Here is a 16,430-nt window from a genome sequence, read left to right as displayed (position 1 = left end):
AAGATACATAATATTTAATCGAATGAAACTTCTCTTTGTTCACCTGTATTCAGGATGCTCATTGTGTGGTACTTGAGCCCGTAAAGCTCTTCTTCATAGACTTCAGGCCATTCGATGATACACAAAAAAGAGTTATCCAGATATTCTTCAATACCAATATCATAGACTTCTTCAACGTTTTTTAAGCGATACAGATCAAAATGGTATACTTTTCCTTTTGAAGTATTATATTCATTGACAATAGAGTAGGTAGGAGAGTTGACCTCATCCTCACTTCCCAGGTTTTTTAGCAAAAACTGAGTGAAAGTAGTTTTTCCGGCTCCCAGATTTCCTTTAAGCAAAAGAATATTATGTTTTAATTCAGGAAAAATAGTATCAACAACTTCCTGCCAGTCTTCGATGGTATGTATAGTGAACTGCATAGGTTAATTTGCTACAAAAATAGTAAAATTTACTTGTAATCATTTTTGAATTTGAAGGATGGATTGAGTCTTGAAGGCCTATAATGGATTTGTGATTATGATTAACAGTTCAGAATTAATTACGCTCATTCTAAATAAAACAGCTTGCAATAACTGATGACCAAAAGTTGTTTAAGCGGATCGCTTTTTCTTAAAGTAATTCTAAATTAAATCCTTTTTGATGTATATTGTTATTGATAAGTCATTTGTTTTATTGTTTTTATGTCTTTTATTTATTTTATATGGTTTTTATTTGTCATTTAATGGTTGTATATATAATTTTGGTTGTGAAGTTAATAAATCTATTTATTGTGAAGTGGAGGTCATGTTTCCCTCTTAAACTGGGGATTATCGGTAGTCATTTCATTGTTTTTTAGTGATTTATTATTTTAATATAACACTAATTTTAAATTTAAACCTTATGAGAAAAATTTTGTTACTACTCCTAGTTTTTTTTTCGAGTAAATTTTTAACTCAGCAACTTTCGTATGCCACTTTACCGGAACCTAATGCATTATCGCTAAACTATCTTAATAGTATTTCACAAAAGAATATTTTATACGGTACCGTACCACCTAATTATAATGGAAAAACAATTCTTTTTACGCATGGTTTTGTGATGTCTACTGAATCACTGCTTATTGGAAATTCCATGTATAAGGAAGCATACAATGCAGGATATAAAACTGCTTTTGTCGCCACCAGCAGATTTTTGGGTGATTGGGAAAATGGTGAAATACTATCCAGAGCTATTGATCAGGTAGGAAGTTATTTAGGAGCCAATACAATGACTATTATAGCTCATAGTAATGGAGGGAAAGCTTCTGATGTTGCTCTATTGGAATATAAGAAAACCAATAAGATAGATAAGGTCATTACTTTAGGAACACCTCATAGAGGAACCCAACTTGCTGATTTTGCCAATTATCCAATGTGGGCCTGGATAACCGAGGCATTACAATTGGGAACGGGGTCACAATTGTCTACTACATCCTATTGTGATACTTATTTCAGGCCGTATATGGATAACCATCCGCTTAATCAGCCTAAGAAACATTATAGCCTGGGAGCCTGGGGATATACCAGAGTAACAGGATTACTTTCTCCCGCTATCATTCCGGCAGGAACAGCGATTGTTGCGTTAGGAGGTGGAAAAAATGATGGGGTTACTCCATTTTATAGCTCAACAAGACCGGGTTCTAAGCAATTGATGACTGATACTGATCCTAGAGGATATATTAATCATATAGATATCATGGAAGGAGTGTATGTTTGGAATAATGCTATAAAGCCCGTTTTGGACGGACAAATTGTCAATAATGGCTTGGCAAATAGGATGTCCCAACCGGAAAGTTCTGAATTTAAAGTGGTAAGCAATTATCAATTGATTTCAAACAGCGATCAGGAAAGTTTACAGTTGGGTAAAAATGCCAATAACGTTCGTTTTGAAATTATCACCAAAGATGCCAATGCTGCTGTAGATATTTTGGATCCAACTACAGGAAAAATGTTGAGTCAAATAAAAAATAACGCGACGCCTGATAGGAGTGGGGGCTCTGAAAGCCGTTTATTATCATCTGATTTCAATTTGAGGAATAAAGAACTTAAACTAAACAGTAATTCTAAATTTGTGGCTGTGGTTGAAGATGGAATTGACAGTCCTATGGAGTATAAAATAAAAAAAGATAATGGGAAAACTTATCTGGAGATTTCTTTTCCTAATCTTTCTTCCGAAGAGCTTCAAAAAGTTTCACTTAAAAATGAAACCTATTGGATATCAGATGTAAAAGGAATGAATGCCGGATCTAAAGGAAAGTCAGTGAACGTGAAATTTGAACTTCGTAACAATAAATTTATAGCAGATGTAAATCGTGAACAAAATGGGGTCTATTCTATAAAACTGACTGCCAACCTGGGGAACGGAATTAAAAGAAACATTATAAATGGTTTTGTTATTTCAAATAACGAAAACGTTACTCAATCTAAGGCCGCCAATGTTCAAAATAGTACTCAATTTACCATTGGAGATAATCCTGTTAATGATAATACAAAACTAATAATTGATAGTGCGCTTACAGGAGAGGTAAATATTAAGATTTATAACTATTCCTCTAAATTATTGAATCAGTATACTGTAAAAGTAAATGGTGAAAACAGCTTAGACCTTGGTAAGTATGCTAAAGATCTGGAAAGAGGCACTTATATTGTTAATGTAGAATATGGCAGTCTAAAAGAGAGTCTGAAATTCATAAAAAGATAATTTTGTTTACAAATATTTTTAAGCCGGGAAATTCCCGGCTTTTTTATTGAAGTATGTGCAGCAAGGGTTTAGAGGATTCTATGATAAGAAACGATCTCACCGAAAATTTTTGCAGTGCTTTCTTTTTTTGTTAGAGGAAAAGAAATATCTTATTTTTACATCATGATTTCTAAGCAGACGATAGATAAAATATTCTCCACAATCAGGGTAGAAGAGATTGTGGGTGAGTATGTGCAGTTGAAAAGGGCAGGATCTAACTTTAAAGGGCTCAGCCCGTTTCATGAAGAGAAATCTCCAAGTTTTGTAGTTTCACCAAGTAAACAGATCTGGAAGGATTTCTCAACAGGAAAAGGAGGTACAGCCATCTCTTTCCTGATGGAAATTGAAAATTTTACTTATCCTGAAGCACTTCGCCATGCAGCCAAGAAGTACGGAATTGAAATTGAAGAAGATCTACGTGAAATTTCTGAAGAAGCTAAGCATGCGCAGACAGAAAAAGACCTTCTGTATAAAATCCATGAAGTGGCTAATAATTATTTTCAGGAAATCCTTTGGGATGCTGAAGATGGAAGAAGCATAGGGCTGGCTTATTTTAAAGAGCGTGAGCTTAGAGATGATATCATCAAGAAATTCCAGCTGGGATACTCCCCCGAAAAGAAAAATGCTTTTACAGCCTATGCAGAGGAAAAAGGATATTCTAAAGAAATTCTGGAGAAATCGGGACTTTCTATTTTCCCTGAAAATGCTCCGGCAGGAATAGACCGCTTCCGGGAAAGGGTTATTTTTCCGATTCACAGTTTCTCAGGAAGGGTTTTAGGTTTTGGAGCCAGAATTCTTAAAAGCAATGTCAAAACAGCCAAATATCTCAATTCCCCGGAAACGGAGATCTATCATAAATCGAATGTTCTTTACGGGCTAAACCAGAGCAAGCAGGCCATTTCGAGAAAGAATACCTGTCTTTTGGTGGAAGGATATATGGATGTGATTTCACTTCATATGTCCGGGATTGAAAACGTGGTGGCCAGTTCCGGAACTTCCCTGACTACCGAGCAGATTAAGCTGATTAAAAGGCTGACGGAAAACGTAACCATTCTTTTTGATGGTGATAATGCTGGGATTAAAGCCAGTTTCCGAAGCATTGATATGCTTTTGACGGAAGGTATGAATATCCGTGTATTGCTCTTCCCGGATGGAGATGATCCCGATTCTTTTGCCCGAAAACATCCGCAGGATTATGTTGAAAAATACATCGAAAATGAAGCGATGGATTTTATCGATTTTAAAGCTGAGATCCTGTTAAAAGATGCCGGTACCGATCCTATCAAAAAAGCTGAGGCAATACGAAATATTGTAAAGTCGGTTTCTTTTGTTCAGAACGCACTGAAAAGAGAAGTCTATCTTAAGGAAGTATCCAATAAATTTGGTCTTTCGGAGCAGAGTCTTTTCAACGAACTTGACGTTCAGAAACAGATCACACAGAACCAGACCCATCATGTTCAGCAACAGCAGAAAGAAAGTGCCCCTCCGAAGATGGAGATTGTGCCTTTGGATAAGGAGAAAGAAGATCCTTTCCTGTATGATGTTCTGTTTATGGAGAATAAGTTGGTGGATCATATGCTGATGTTTGGAGATATTGTTCTGAAAAGGACAACTGATAACAATGAGGAGTATCAGATCACTGTTATTGAAGAAATCCTTCACCATTTTGAAGAAGAACAATATATCTTTTTAGTAAAAGAAAATGAAATTATCATTAATCAGGTAAGAGAAGGGATTCAAAAGGAAGAGCTCAGAAGTGGAAACTTTTTTGTATCTTTTATGGACGAAGACATTACCACAAAGGTTGTTGACGCGTTGATTCCTCTTGATGATCTGGAAAACTGGGCGTCGAGAAATATTTACCCTCCCAATTATGGTGATAAAGTGGCAGATCAGGTAAGAGGTGATGTATTATTGCATAAATACAGATATATTGATTATCTCATAAAAGAGACAGCAAAAGAACTGGATCAGTACAGCGATAATGATGAGACAAAATACTATGATCTGATTAAAAAAATTACCCTGCTGAAACAGGCTTCCATACGGTTGAGCGCTATTATTGAGTATTCGCCGATTAAAGGCATCTATGGCGGAAGAAATAGATAGTTTATGGACAGATATATTCCTGTTCTGTGACAAAAAGTCTCATAAAATTTTAGGAATAAATATTGTAATTTAAACTTCGAGAATATTTGTTAAAATAATACATAATAGAAATATGGACATTAAAAAGGACTTCAGAGATTTCTCTGTAAAACATTTAGGAAACAGCGGTTTGGTTACCGATCAGTATATGGGAATGTATGGCCCAACGAATCTTACACCGTACATCATGGAAGAAAGAAGATTAAACGTTGCTCAGATGGACGTTTTCTCACGTTTGATGATGGACAGGATTATCTTCCTGGGAACAGGAATTGATGATCAGGTAGCCAATATTGTTACGGCTCAGCTTTTATTCTTAGAAAGTGCAGATCCGTCAAAAGATATTCAGATCTATATCAACTCTCCGGGAGGTAGTGTTTATGCTGGATTAGGAATTTATGACACCATGCAGATCATTAAGCCTGATGTAGCAACAATCTGTACAGGTATGGCTGCTTCAATGGGAGCTGTATTATTAGTAGCAGGAGAAAAAGGAAAACGTTCTGCTCTTAAGCATTCAAGAGTAATGATTCACCAGCCTTCAGGAGGTGCACAAGGGGTTGCTTCTGATATGGAAATCAACTTAAGAGAGATGTTGAAATTAAAGCAGGAGCTTTATGAGATCATCGGACATCACTCAGGACAAACTTATGAGTGGGTTGAAAAATCGTCTGACAGAGACTACTGGATGACTTCTGAAGAAGCTAAAGGCTACGGAATGGTAGATGAGGTTTTACAGAGATCAACAGAGAAAAAATAATCGATGCTGGAAATCGGAAAAAACGCACCAATACGGTGCGTTTTTTTGTTTTATAATTGTATGAAAAAGTATTTCATATATGATGTTCTATTTCTTGATGATCTTGTGGATGGTTGAAGTATTTGCTGTTTTCATCTCAACAAAATAAATTCCGGCAGCCAAAGAATGAATATCAATCTTTGTGGATTGGGAAGTGATTACTTTTTGACCTAAAGAAGAATAGATATTGATTTCCGTATATTTTTCAGGAGATTCAATCTGAATAAAATGACTCGCCGGGTTAGGATGAATACTGAATTTTTTCTTTGTGGCAGAAGAAACACCCAATGTGGAATCGGCTGCTTCCGTAGGGGTAAATGGTCTTCTCTGTCCGAAGCTTATACCCATCCAGTCATTATTGGCTAGCTGAATCTGAGAAATTTCAGACTTCTTTTGCCAGCTTGAGAGGTCTTTTCCTTTATATAATTTCCAACTGTCCGCTCCAGTGGCGTTTCCGGTAAAATTATTCAATGACAGAGCAGAAATCTGGCTGTTTGATGAGGTGAAATTAAAATAAGAGGCTTGAGACTGGATCAGTTGTAAGGCCTGCTCAGCAGTGATGCTTCCGTTATATTTAATTCCAAACACAAAAGAATCTGCATTTCCGTTTGACTGATTGGTACCAAAATCAACCACTACCAAACTTTTATTGGTTCCTGTTCCTATCCAATTGGTGATTTGCGAAGATGCATACCATTGAGAGCTGTAAGCGGGTACAGGAGTAGATGGCGGAGTGTCGATCTGGACATCATCAGATCCATAGGTAATACCAAACCATAGCCCGTCTGTTAAAGTAACAGAACCTGCACCATTATTGTTATTAGACATATTTTCCGCACTTGGTCCGAACCATGGTATCCAGGAATCATCTGTGCCTGGAGCATGATGGTTATAGTTGAAACTGTAAAGAAATCCTGAAAGAATATCAGCTTCCATTTTAGGCTCTGCCGCAACAATAGCATTGATCATGTCTTCTGCCATTAGATTATCACCGTCAAAACGATATCCCCATGCATAAGAAGTAGGAGAATTAGTATCGTTAAAATCTGCAATGAAATAGGCCTTCTTTGAACCTGTTCCTACCCAAAACTTAATGTCGTTCTCTGTAAATTGGGCAGACAAAAACTGCATAAAAAGCAGTAAGAAAAAAAAATAGATTTTTCTCATGATATAATTAAATTAAAGTTTTATTCCCGAAACTTACCTACAGGAGAAGTGGTTATACTCACGATCCCTGAAGTGGCAATGGATAAGGCAGGTCTCCTGGCTTGCATCCTATAGCACACCTTCCCGGATCAGGAATCCAGTGGTCGTATTGTGCTATAAGTAAAACAGCTTACAGTTGCGGGTACAGCTCAAGAATTGAGTTTTATTCTCACTTGATTCCCTATTAATGAACAGTGTTCAACCTTAAAACGTTGCAAATATATCATATAAATTTTTGTATCCTGTTTTGTGAATTATATTTCAGTTTTTATATTTCTCCTGAAGCTGAATAGCTTTTAAAGGGTTGTTTTTTTTGAATTGATAATTAAATTAAAGATCTTGTTAGGTTTTCGGATTGAAACCAAAAGTTTTACTGTTTATATTAAATTCATTTTCATGGTTCCATTGTTAAAATACAATTATCATTATATTCAAGATCAGTTTACAATCAATTTATATTTTCGCAGCCATAAAAGAGAATATGAAAAGACTGCTACTATCTGCATTTGTGTTAACGGCGCTGGCATCCTGTAAAGATGATGACACCACCAGTAACCAGGAGATTAATTATTCTAAGCTTCCACAGGAATTTGCTTTTTCAAAATTGGCTACTATCAATGGAGTAGATGTGATCAACGGAGGATTTGGATCCGGAGCAGCGGCCCATCCTACAAGAAAAGGAGAATTCTATGTCATTACAGACCGTGGTCCGAATACAGACTACTTAAGCGGTAAAAAATTTCTTGCCCCTAATTTTACCCCAACGATTATGCATTTTAAGATCAATGCTGAAGGTAATATTGAGGTCATTCAATATATTAAACTTAAAAATCCGGCAGGGCAGCCTATCACAGGACTTCCAAATCCTATAGGAATGGGGAGTACCGGTGAAGTAGCTTATGATGCTTCAGGAAATGTGTTAGGAACAGATAAATATGGTCTGGACAGTGAAAGTATTGTTGCCGCTCCAGATGGAACATTCTGGGTTTCTGATGAATATGGTCCGCATATCGTTCATTATAGTGCAGAAGGGGTAGAAATGGAAAGGATAAGCCCGATTGGAGTGAATACGGGAACAAGAAAACTCCCTGCAGTTTTAGCCAAAAGAAGGGCCAACAGAGGTATGGAAGGACTTTGTATCACTCCGGATGGAAGAACGCTGGTAGGAACAATGCAGTCGATGATGCTGGTTCCCACTAAAGCATTGGCAACCAATACCACGTTAACAAGGATTGTAACATTCGATATTATCACAGGGCAGACGAAACAGTATTTATACAAACAGGATGGTGGAGCTTCTGATTCGGTTTGTGATATTACTGCATTAAGTAATAATGAATTCCTGGTGATTGAAAGAGATGGAAATTTCGGAACACAGGGAGGAATAAAAAAAGTATACAGAATCAATGTATCCGGAGCTACAGACGTCAATGGAACAGATCTGGCAGCGGTAGACGGAATGAAAATTAATAATAAAGCTTTGGAACAGAGTACCTGGGATGAGATTACGAATGCCGGAATAAAACCTGTTTCTAAAAGCCTTGCAGTAGATCTCGTAGCGAAACTGGGCTATGAGCATGATAAGTTTGAAGGGATTGTTTATTTAGGAAATAACAAACTGGCTGTTTTCAATGATGATGATTTTGGAGTGGTAGATGATGGAAACGGAAACCCTAAAGCCAAAATTCTTCCTAAAACAGGGAAGGTAGACAAAGGAACGATGTATGTAGTCGATATTCAATAATTAGATTTTTTTTAAAGAAAACGGCGGAATCGAAGATTCCGCCGTTTTTATGATCTCTGTATGAATAATTCATCAATATAAATTACTGGTTTTTTAAGTGAAAAAGATATTGTTTTTCTGTTTATTTTACTGAGCCCAAACTTTATGGTTTTTAAAGTCAATCGTGAAAATATATTTACAAATGGTTTCAAAATTGAGCACACCATCATAAATAATGTCCCTTGTAAATGATCTTGAACTGAATGTTTTTTTCGCAATAATAAATTGACTCTCAGAATTCATATCATCTTTGTCCTTCGATAGCTTCCAACTTTTGGCTGTTTCTGTAGATAAAAGCATGGGGCCACTATTTCCAGAATCAAAAAGAAACCAGTATGATTGATTGTCTCTTGGAATATTCAAAAAAATATTGAGTTCAGTAGCTTCCAGTCCATTGGCAAATCTGCTGGGAATAAGACTTTTTCCTTGCATTGCTTTTTGTGATGAAGAATGATTCTCTATAATGATAGTATTGTTGGCGAGGTTGAGAGTCAGGATGTGGGTAGCAAATGATTTTAATGAGATAACACCGTCTATTTTAGGGAATTCTTTGGGTAAAATAGTCATGATATCAAAAACACCGACTGTTGGATGGTCTATTTTTGTAGAACCTATAGTAATGGGAATACCATCTGATTTTTGAGATTTAATAATTTCTCCACTCATTCTAAATCCTGTTGAACTCCCATATATATTTTTATTAAAATACTTTGCTATTTCTGGAGAAATAATAGTTTCTGCCCCACCGGTATCGAACAGAAAATTGTATTTTTTTCCTTCAATAGAAACCTCTACAGTTTTCATGTTTTCAATATAAGGTTTTAGCCTTATGGTATCCTGTCCGAATCCCCAGATATTTGCCCCTAAAAATAGTACGCTAAAAAATATTTTCTTTGTTTTCATAATTCTTTTTTGTTTACTCTGTGAGACAAAAATCGTCTCTGTTTTATAGTGGACAAATTTGAATTATTATCTTATGAAAAGCGACCGATTTTAAAAAGTCGAACCAAATAAAAAGAAATAAAGTGTTCGACTAATCGGTCTTATAGAATGTATTTCTATATTCTGTGGGCGTTAAAGCAGTGTGCTTTTTAAAAGCAGTGTTAAATGATGATTTTGAATTAAAGCCAACCTGATATAAAATTTCTAGAACCGTAGAATCTTTTTTAGAATGTTTTTTTAATAATTCCATTGCATTTTCAATACGATAGGTATTTACAAAATGAAAAAAATGCTGTTTCATATTTGAATTAATCAGAATAGATAATTCTCGGGTTGGCATATTCATTTGTGTTGCGAGACTTTGCATTGTAAGAGCAGGATCTAAGTATGGTTTTTTTTCTGTCATGTATGTGTTAAGTAATTCAATTTGCAAATTAACGTTGCTGTTATCTATATTTTGTTTGCCCTCTGATCTGGTTTTGGGCTCAGTTTTATTTTTAAAATCATTTATTAATTGTAACTGGGGATCAACTCCCCGGAAAAATTCAGGATATTTTAATGCTTTTAAGACAAACCAGCTGGTGAAAAGTAATGCCATGATTTCCAGAAATCCATTAATGACAGTCAGTAGTTGATGCTCATCTGTATATCTTAATATATTTTTAAATGTTGCAAAATAATGGACAACCATAAAAAACAAAGTTAGTTGAAACAACCATTTAAAGACTAAATTGGAAGAATAAGACTGGTTTTCGAGATAGATGCTTCGGGTTCTTTTCAACACCGTAAAAGTAGCAATGATATATAGTAAATACTGGATTTCTATCAAATATTGAAAAATGATCATTTCAAGGGTCTGATGATGATGTTTGAAAAATTTTTTTTTTTCAATATCATCTGTCCAATAGATTCCAGAAGCCAATATGAGATTGATAATAACAAAAGGTATGAGATGCAAAAGATGTTTTCTTTTTAATTGAAAATCTTCATAGCAAAGTGATAAGACATATAAATAGAATAGCGGTATATTCAATAAAATGATAGTCCATCTAAAGATCTCTAGATTGGGAAGTAGGCTAAGGATAGGTTCAGAAATGAAGACTCCACTTACGTCAAGAGCAGTCAGAAAAAGATATCCTGCAAAAAGTTGATTGGGGAACTTTTTATTGGACTTTAAAGTCAATAAAAACAAAATAAGAAGGAACAATATAAAAACAGATATGATGGCGATCGTTTTTAAAAAATCCATTTATTTAATATTAAGTGACCTATTTGAAAAAAATAAAAATCCTGGGATTTGTTTATTTTCTATTTTGGAGTGGATCCGTTTTTATGAAAAATAAAAACGAATAAGTTGCTGTAAAAAAGGACATCTCGATGTCCTTTTTTACAGCATAAATATATTAATTAAAAGCTTCAATAATCTTAGAGAAATCCTCCAGTTTTAAAGCTGCACCACCGATCAGACCTCCGTCGATATCAGGTTGAGAGAAAATCTCCTTAGCATTGTCAGGCTTTACAGAACCTCCATAAAGGATAGAAACCTCATCTGCAACTTCCTGTCCGTATTTTGCAGCAATGATACTTCTGATGTGTGCATGGATTTCCTGAGCCTGTTCCGGGCTTGCCGTTTCTCCTGTTCCAATAGCCCAAACCGGTTCATAAGCAATCACTACTTTCTTGATTTCTTCAGCGGAAAGAGTGAAAAGTGCTACTTCAGTCTGGTTTTTTACAACCTCAAAGTGTTGCCCTGCTTTTCTCTGCTCAAGGGTTTCTCCGTTGCAGTATACAGGAATAAGACCTTTGTCAAGGGCTAATTTGATTTTTCTGTTACAGTGAGAATCTGTTTCTCCGTGATACTGTCTTCTTTCAGAGTGACCGATCAGTGATCCCGTTGCATCAATGGATTCCAGCATATCTACAGAAATCTCACCCGTATAGGCACCACTTTCATGCTCGCTCACATCCTGAGAGAATACTCCGATCTCATCCTTTTCAAAGATGTCTTTTGCCATCATTAAGTATAAAGCCGGTGGAGCAATCCAAACCTCACAGTTTGTTGTATTGTTGTTTTTATAGCTTAGTAACTGAATCATTAATTGTTGTGCATCAATTACATTTTTGTTCATTTTCCAGTTTCCTGCAACTATTTTTCTTCTCATAAGATTTATTTATTTTACTTTTTAATTTTTTGATTTATTTGCTTTTTGAAGATATTTTAAGCCAATCCCCATAAATTTTTCAGAAGGACATAGAAGGTATGCTCTTCTTCTGTCACCTTATTGTCTGCTTTGATCAATGATTTTGCAAACTGAACAAATTTTAGTCGCTCATCTTCGGTAGAATCATCAAGGAAGCATCTTCCATGAAATTCAAAGTGATCTTTCCATTCTTCAGGCTGTAAAAGAGCAAGAGTATCAAGCTCATTGTCCAGGTTCATTCTGAATGGAAATTCATCAGCCAGATATTGCTGTACAAGCATTCCTTCTTCAGGAGCAAACTCTCCGTCTACAGAAGAAAGGATCATTAATAAGTGATATCCGGCGATAGATTTATTTGATTTTTGCATGTGTTGTTGAATATTTTAGTGTTTAAATATGGTAGTTGATAGTGATCAATGCTCAATCTATCACCTCCCATTTATATTTTATTGTATATAATCTTTTGCTGGGATTTTGTTTACTATTCTTCCGTTTTTCAGGATCAGTACAAAAGGGTTACTTCTAGCAATGGTTTTGATAGCCGTTCCATCCATCATTGCATTTTTAATGGTTTTAAAGGTATTCTGATCCGTTGAAACTCCATAGATAAGAACTCCTTTTTCAGCATTTACTTTGGCTTCCACTTTCTGAAGAAGATCTGCAGAAACCTCTTTTGGATGGTAAGAGAATACTAAGATAGCTTTTGGAGCCTTAATGATCTCCTCAGTAAGCTCCATTCCTGTTGGATCTTCAATCTTAAATTTAACGATTTCAGACTTATAGCCTTCTTTTACCAGGACAGATTCATTTTTTCCTTCCTCTATCTTCCATGGAGAACCTTCTGCCCAGTATTTTGTTTCTTTAATATAATCATCCTGATTGACCTTTAAAACCTCCCCGGTTTTTTGGTTTTTCAGAGAATAAAAAGTCTTATATTCAGAAGGGTTTTTGTTGATTTTTTCTTTTTCGGCTTTCAGATCGGTTCCCACTTTGTAATCACGGAAATCAATGATCGGCTCATGCATGATTCCCTGTGCCATAATGTAAATCATAACCAAAGAAAAAGCGCCTAGAATAATGTATCTGAATTTTCCCGAATTCTTCTGTGGAGTACTGCTATACTCATCCTTTTTACGGAATTCTTTTCTATACAGGACAAATACAATAATCAGTCCTATCAAAAGGGCAACATCCTTAAAGAAGCTCTGCCATGGTGTAAACTTAATGGCATCTCCAAAGCATCCACAATCCGTTACTACATTGAAATAGGCGGAATAAAAAGTAAGAAACCCAAAGAACACACAAAGGGCTATCAATAAAGACAAGGTTAATTTAAGCTTTAATTTAAGCAGAAGCATAAATCCAAGGAAAAGCTCCAGTACAACAACTATAATTGAAAACAGCAGTGCAAATTTTTCAAAAAACGGCATATTGAAAACAACAGGTGAGAAATATTCTTCCATTTTGAAAGAAAAACCTACCAGATCCACAGCTTTTACAAAGCCTGAAAGGATAAAAATGACTGCAATAATAAAGCGTAATAAACCTTTGATCATATTAAATAGTTTTGGGTTCGAATTGTTTTTCTTGTTCAGAGAACTTGATCAGACAGAAAACAGCATAGTTCAGCATATCGAAATAATTGGCATCTAAGCCTTCAGAAACGATAGTTTTTCCCTGATTATCCTCAATCTGTTTAGTTCTCAGTACTTTTTGATAAATTAAATCTGTAATCGAAGAGATTCTCATATCTCTCCATGCCTCACCATAATCATGATTCTTTCTTTCCATTAATGCCTTAGCTTCATTGGAATATTTGTCATACAGACCAAGAATTTCTTCTTTATTTTCATTAAAATCATTGGAAAGACCTTTCTCAAGCTGAATAAGGCCTATTATAGAATAATTTACAATAGCAATAAATTCATCTTCCTCACTTTCATCCACCATTTTTTTATCGGTCATCTGAAGCGTACGGATTCTGTTGACTTTGATATAAATCTGATCCGTTATGGAACTCGGTCTCAAAACCCTCCATGCGGCACCATAATCCTGTAATTTTTTACCGAAAAGATCACGACACTGACTGATAACTTTCTCGAATTGTACTGACGTTTTTAGCATAAATTTTCTTAATCTTCCAAATATACGAATTAGCTTTTAGGTAGCAGAATTTTTGGTGAGAGAGTTTGATGGGGCGGGGTTTCGGGTTCGGGGATGCGAGTGGTAAGGTTTAATGGTAAATATTCTCCCTCTTATATCTTAAATCTGATGTCTGGCATTTAGGTTCTTGATTCTTGGCTCTTGGTTGAAAAAATCACCTACAGCTAATACCTTGATTTTCTCATGTCTCATATCTCAAATCTCTATATCTCCAGTCTCCATAAAACACAATTTTAATACGTCGAGATTTGTCGCCATGTCTGACTACTTTTGCTTTACAATCTCTTGCAAGAATTGACAATAATAACAGCCAAAAAAACAAAATTATGATTTACACTGAAGATTTTTTCTCTTTTGGAAGTAACTATCCAACAGATGATGTAGTAGTACTTGTAGATAGCTTCTCAAATGAAAATGTCAATTTTAAAAAGACATTAGTTTGGGAGGATGGATCACCAATGACTGACGCTAAAGTAGACCAGATTATTTATAGAAAAAAAGGAGCTTTTTTCTACAAAAGAGTAACGGTAAACGCTAAAGTATTACATGCGAAGATTTTCAATCCTTTCAACGACGGTATTAATGACGATAGTCCTGCTATCTCTAAAATGATGAAAATATCATCCATGGGGTATACCATTGATGGTAATGGGCTAACCTATCATTTATTCAACAGAATTATTCAGGAAGTTGATAATTTTAGTTTTATCAACTTTAATTTTCGGCTAAATGATAATTATGACTCAGATTGTGGATGGAAACTTACTGTCAAAAAAAATATAGTATTTGAAAATATTTTTATTGATGGGGGAAGAGGTACTTACAAAGATGAAAACGGAAATATTGAAAAATGGATTCAAGGAGAAGGAGATGCTTCTGTACCATCCATCATACCAAGCTTAGTTGATGTTTTTTTATTCATACAAGGAGATGAAAAATCAAAAGCCATTATAAAAAATGTAAGAGCTGTAAATATTCATGCTATGTCGGCTATTACTTTTTATTCTTATGGAAATGTTGATATTGAAGATAGTCATTTTGAAAATATTTCAATGAAACCTTTTCATGTTTACCACTCGTTTGATGACGGTAAAACTCAGTCTGGAAAAACGTTTATTAAGAATATAACAACGAAAGATTGTGGGTATTTAGCAGATGAAATTTTGGAAAAATTAGCTCTAGATCCAGGCTTCGTTCTAAGAAACAGGGCAGATTCTATGGGAATGATACAATGGGGGTATGGGGCTATCGTATCTTTTGGTGAATACTATATTGAAAATATAAAAGTTGAAAACTATGGTGCTTCTGCAGTTTGTTCTGACAGGAATACTAAATTCTTTGGAAATGACATTTATATATCCAATGATTCTGGTAAGTTTGAATCTAATAACCCTAGTGGAGCCATGTGGTTTGAAGCTACCGGTGATGCTTATATCAGCAACTTGGATATCGATATCAGCAATAGAGGCAGTAGAGACCTTATCTTTGACAGTTCTGCTCTTCAAATATTCAACACAGAGCTATATATTGATAATCTAAAGATTAAAACAGCTACAAATAAAGTACTGTTAAAAAAAGGGATAAGAGCTAGTTATAATAACGATAATACGGTTACTGTAAATAATCTTTATATTAGAGGGGTTTTTCAGGATCAACCTGTATTTCATGGTATTATGGAATTTGCTAAAGATGAGTATCCTTTAAAAAGTAAATTGGTACTTAATGGAGGAATCATTGAAGGAGGTAATCTGCTATTTTGGGGAACGGGTGAGGTTAATCTGTCAAAAATTAATGCTCCAAGTTCTAAAATTGAATTTCAATCACCGATTTCAACTCAATTGAATAAGATTTCAATTAAAGAATCTTCTTTTTACTATTTTAATACCATCACCCACTACAAGCAGATGGTTTTAGAAAACTCTACAATTATTTCTGATTTTTTCTATAATAGTAATACTTCAGATGTCGTTATTAAAAATTCAAATATTAATGGAGCATTAAGTCTACCCTATACAATAGCAGGATCTAAAATTCATATTTCCGGAGGTGATATTGGAAGAACACATATCAACGGATACCACGTTTTTATAGATCATGTAAAATCCCGTCAGGGTCTTTATATTGATAACGCCCAGTTTTTCACCATCAATAACTGTATTTTAAAAACTTCAGAATCAGAACCGGTGATTATGGTTTCAAACAATAGCAACAGATTGATTTCAGGAATGATCAGCCACAATATATTGTCTATAAAAACCAATACTCCGGCAGCGGGCTACATCCTTTTAACTCCTGAAGCAACAACAAAAGTAAGTACCTATAACAATGCAGAAACTAATTTTGATTAGATATTTTGATAAAGAGAGAGTTGAAATATAATTAAAAAATATAAGCTTCTCATAGTCGGTACCTTTCAGCATTTTTACGA

General features: G+C 35.0%; 13 protein-coding genes and 1 riboswitch. Of the genes, 5 read left to right on the top strand and 8 right to left on the bottom strand.

The features are described from left to right. Positions 1 to 14: 14 nt before the first annotated feature. Positions 15 to 422, bottom strand: a complete 408-nt coding sequence (gene tsaE, locus B8967_RS11190; protein WP_047487811.1) for a tRNA (adenosine(37)-N6)-threonylcarbamoyltransferase complex ATPase subunit type 1 TsaE — start codon at positions 420 to 422, stop codon at positions 15 to 17. A gap of 460 nt (positions 423 to 882) precedes the next feature. Between tsaE and B8967_RS11185 the strand changes: the two genes are divergently transcribed. The 3 genes from B8967_RS11185 to clpP all read left to right on the top strand — a co-directional run bounded on the left by B8967_RS11185 (position 883) and on the right by clpP (position 5,668). Next, positions 883 to 2,721: a T9SS type A sorting domain-containing protein gene (locus tag B8967_RS11185; RefSeq protein WP_084086147.1), complete on the top strand. Its 1,839-nt coding sequence runs from the start codon at positions 883 to 885 to the stop codon at positions 2,719 to 2,721. A 162-nt stretch (positions 2,722 to 2,883) separates the two neighbouring features. Further along, the gene (dnaG, locus tag B8967_RS11180) at positions 2,884 to 4,869 is read left to right on the top strand and encodes a DNA primase (protein ID WP_084086307.1); all 1,986 of its coding nucleotides are present in this window, start codon (positions 2,884 to 2,886) and stop codon (positions 4,867 to 4,869) included. 112 nt (positions 4,870 to 4,981) lie between these two features. After that, positions 4,982 to 5,668, top strand: a complete 687-nt coding sequence (gene clpP / locus B8967_RS11175; protein ID WP_047487818.1) for an ATP-dependent Clp endopeptidase proteolytic subunit ClpP — start codon at positions 4,982 to 4,984, stop codon at positions 5,666 to 5,668. A gap of 87 nt (positions 5,669 to 5,755) precedes the next feature. Here the strand turns inward: clpP and B8967_RS11170 are convergent, their stop codons facing one another. Next, complete coding sequence (locus B8967_RS11170) at positions 5,756 to 6,874, bottom strand: T9SS type A sorting domain-containing protein (RefSeq protein WP_084086146.1); 1,119 nt, start codon at positions 6,872 to 6,874, stop codon at positions 5,756 to 5,758. A gap of 68 nt (positions 6,875 to 6,942) precedes the next feature. Further along, positions 6,943 to 7,135: riboswitch (cobalamin riboswitch) on the bottom strand. Between the two features lie 259 nt (positions 7,136 to 7,394). Between B8967_RS11170 and B8967_RS11165 the strand changes: the two genes are divergently transcribed. After that, entirely contained in the window at positions 7,395 to 8,657 is a 1,263-nt protein-coding gene (locus tag B8967_RS11165) for an esterase-like activity of phytase family protein (protein ID WP_084086145.1), read from the top strand. Positions 8,658 to 8,783: 126 nt separating this feature from the next. On the opposite strand, the gene B8967_RS11160 is transcribed toward B8967_RS11165, so the two are convergent. The 6 genes from B8967_RS11160 to B8967_RS11135 all read right to left on the bottom strand — a co-directional run bounded on the left by B8967_RS11160 (position 8,784) and on the right by B8967_RS11135 (position 13,963). After that, on the bottom strand, positions 8,784 to 9,599 hold the full coding sequence (locus B8967_RS11160) for an aspartyl protease family protein (RefSeq protein WP_084086144.1): 816 nt from the start codon (positions 9,597 to 9,599) through the stop codon (positions 8,784 to 8,786). A gap of 130 nt (positions 9,600 to 9,729) precedes the next feature. Beyond that, positions 9,730 to 10,329 (bottom strand): helix-turn-helix domain-containing protein, encoded by a 600-nt coding sequence (locus B8967_RS22470; RefSeq protein ID WP_179140056.1) that lies wholly within the window; start codon positions 10,327 to 10,329, stop codon positions 9,730 to 9,732. Between the two features lie 712 nt (positions 10,330 to 11,041). Further along, the gene (tpiA, locus tag B8967_RS11150) at positions 11,042 to 11,800 is read right to left on the bottom strand and encodes a triose-phosphate isomerase (protein ID WP_047487828.1); all 759 of its coding nucleotides are present in this window, start codon (positions 11,798 to 11,800) and stop codon (positions 11,042 to 11,044) included. 56 nt (positions 11,801 to 11,856) lie between these two features. After that, on the bottom strand, positions 11,857 to 12,207 hold the full coding sequence (locus tag B8967_RS11145; RefSeq protein WP_047487831.1) for a tellurite resistance TerB family protein: 351 nt from the start codon (positions 12,205 to 12,207) through the stop codon (positions 11,857 to 11,859). Between the two features lie 78 nt (positions 12,208 to 12,285). Then, entirely contained in the window at positions 12,286 to 13,395 is a 1,110-nt protein-coding gene (locus tag B8967_RS11140) for a BT_3928 family protein (RefSeq protein WP_047487833.1), read from the bottom strand. Between the two features lies 1 nt (position 13,396). Then, positions 13,397 to 13,963: a DUF1599 domain-containing protein gene (locus B8967_RS11135; RefSeq protein WP_047487836.1), complete on the bottom strand. Its 567-nt coding sequence runs from the start codon at positions 13,961 to 13,963 to the stop codon at positions 13,397 to 13,399. 365 nt (positions 13,964 to 14,328) lie between these two features. On the opposite strand from B8967_RS11135, the gene B8967_RS11130 reads away from it, so the two are divergent. Continuing rightward, positions 14,329 to 16,350, top strand: a complete 2,022-nt coding sequence (locus B8967_RS11130; RefSeq protein WP_143330506.1) for a hypothetical protein — start codon at positions 14,329 to 14,331, stop codon at positions 16,348 to 16,350. Positions 16,351 to 16,430 lie beyond the last annotated feature (80 nt).

Origin of the sequence: Chryseobacterium sp. YR221, from assembly GCF_900176315.1 — a bacterium.
Classification (GTDB): domain Bacteria; phylum Bacteroidota; class Bacteroidia; order Flavobacteriales; family Weeksellaceae; genus Chryseobacterium; species Chryseobacterium rhizosphaerae.
This window is presented reverse-complemented; position numbering and strand designations above follow the sequence as displayed.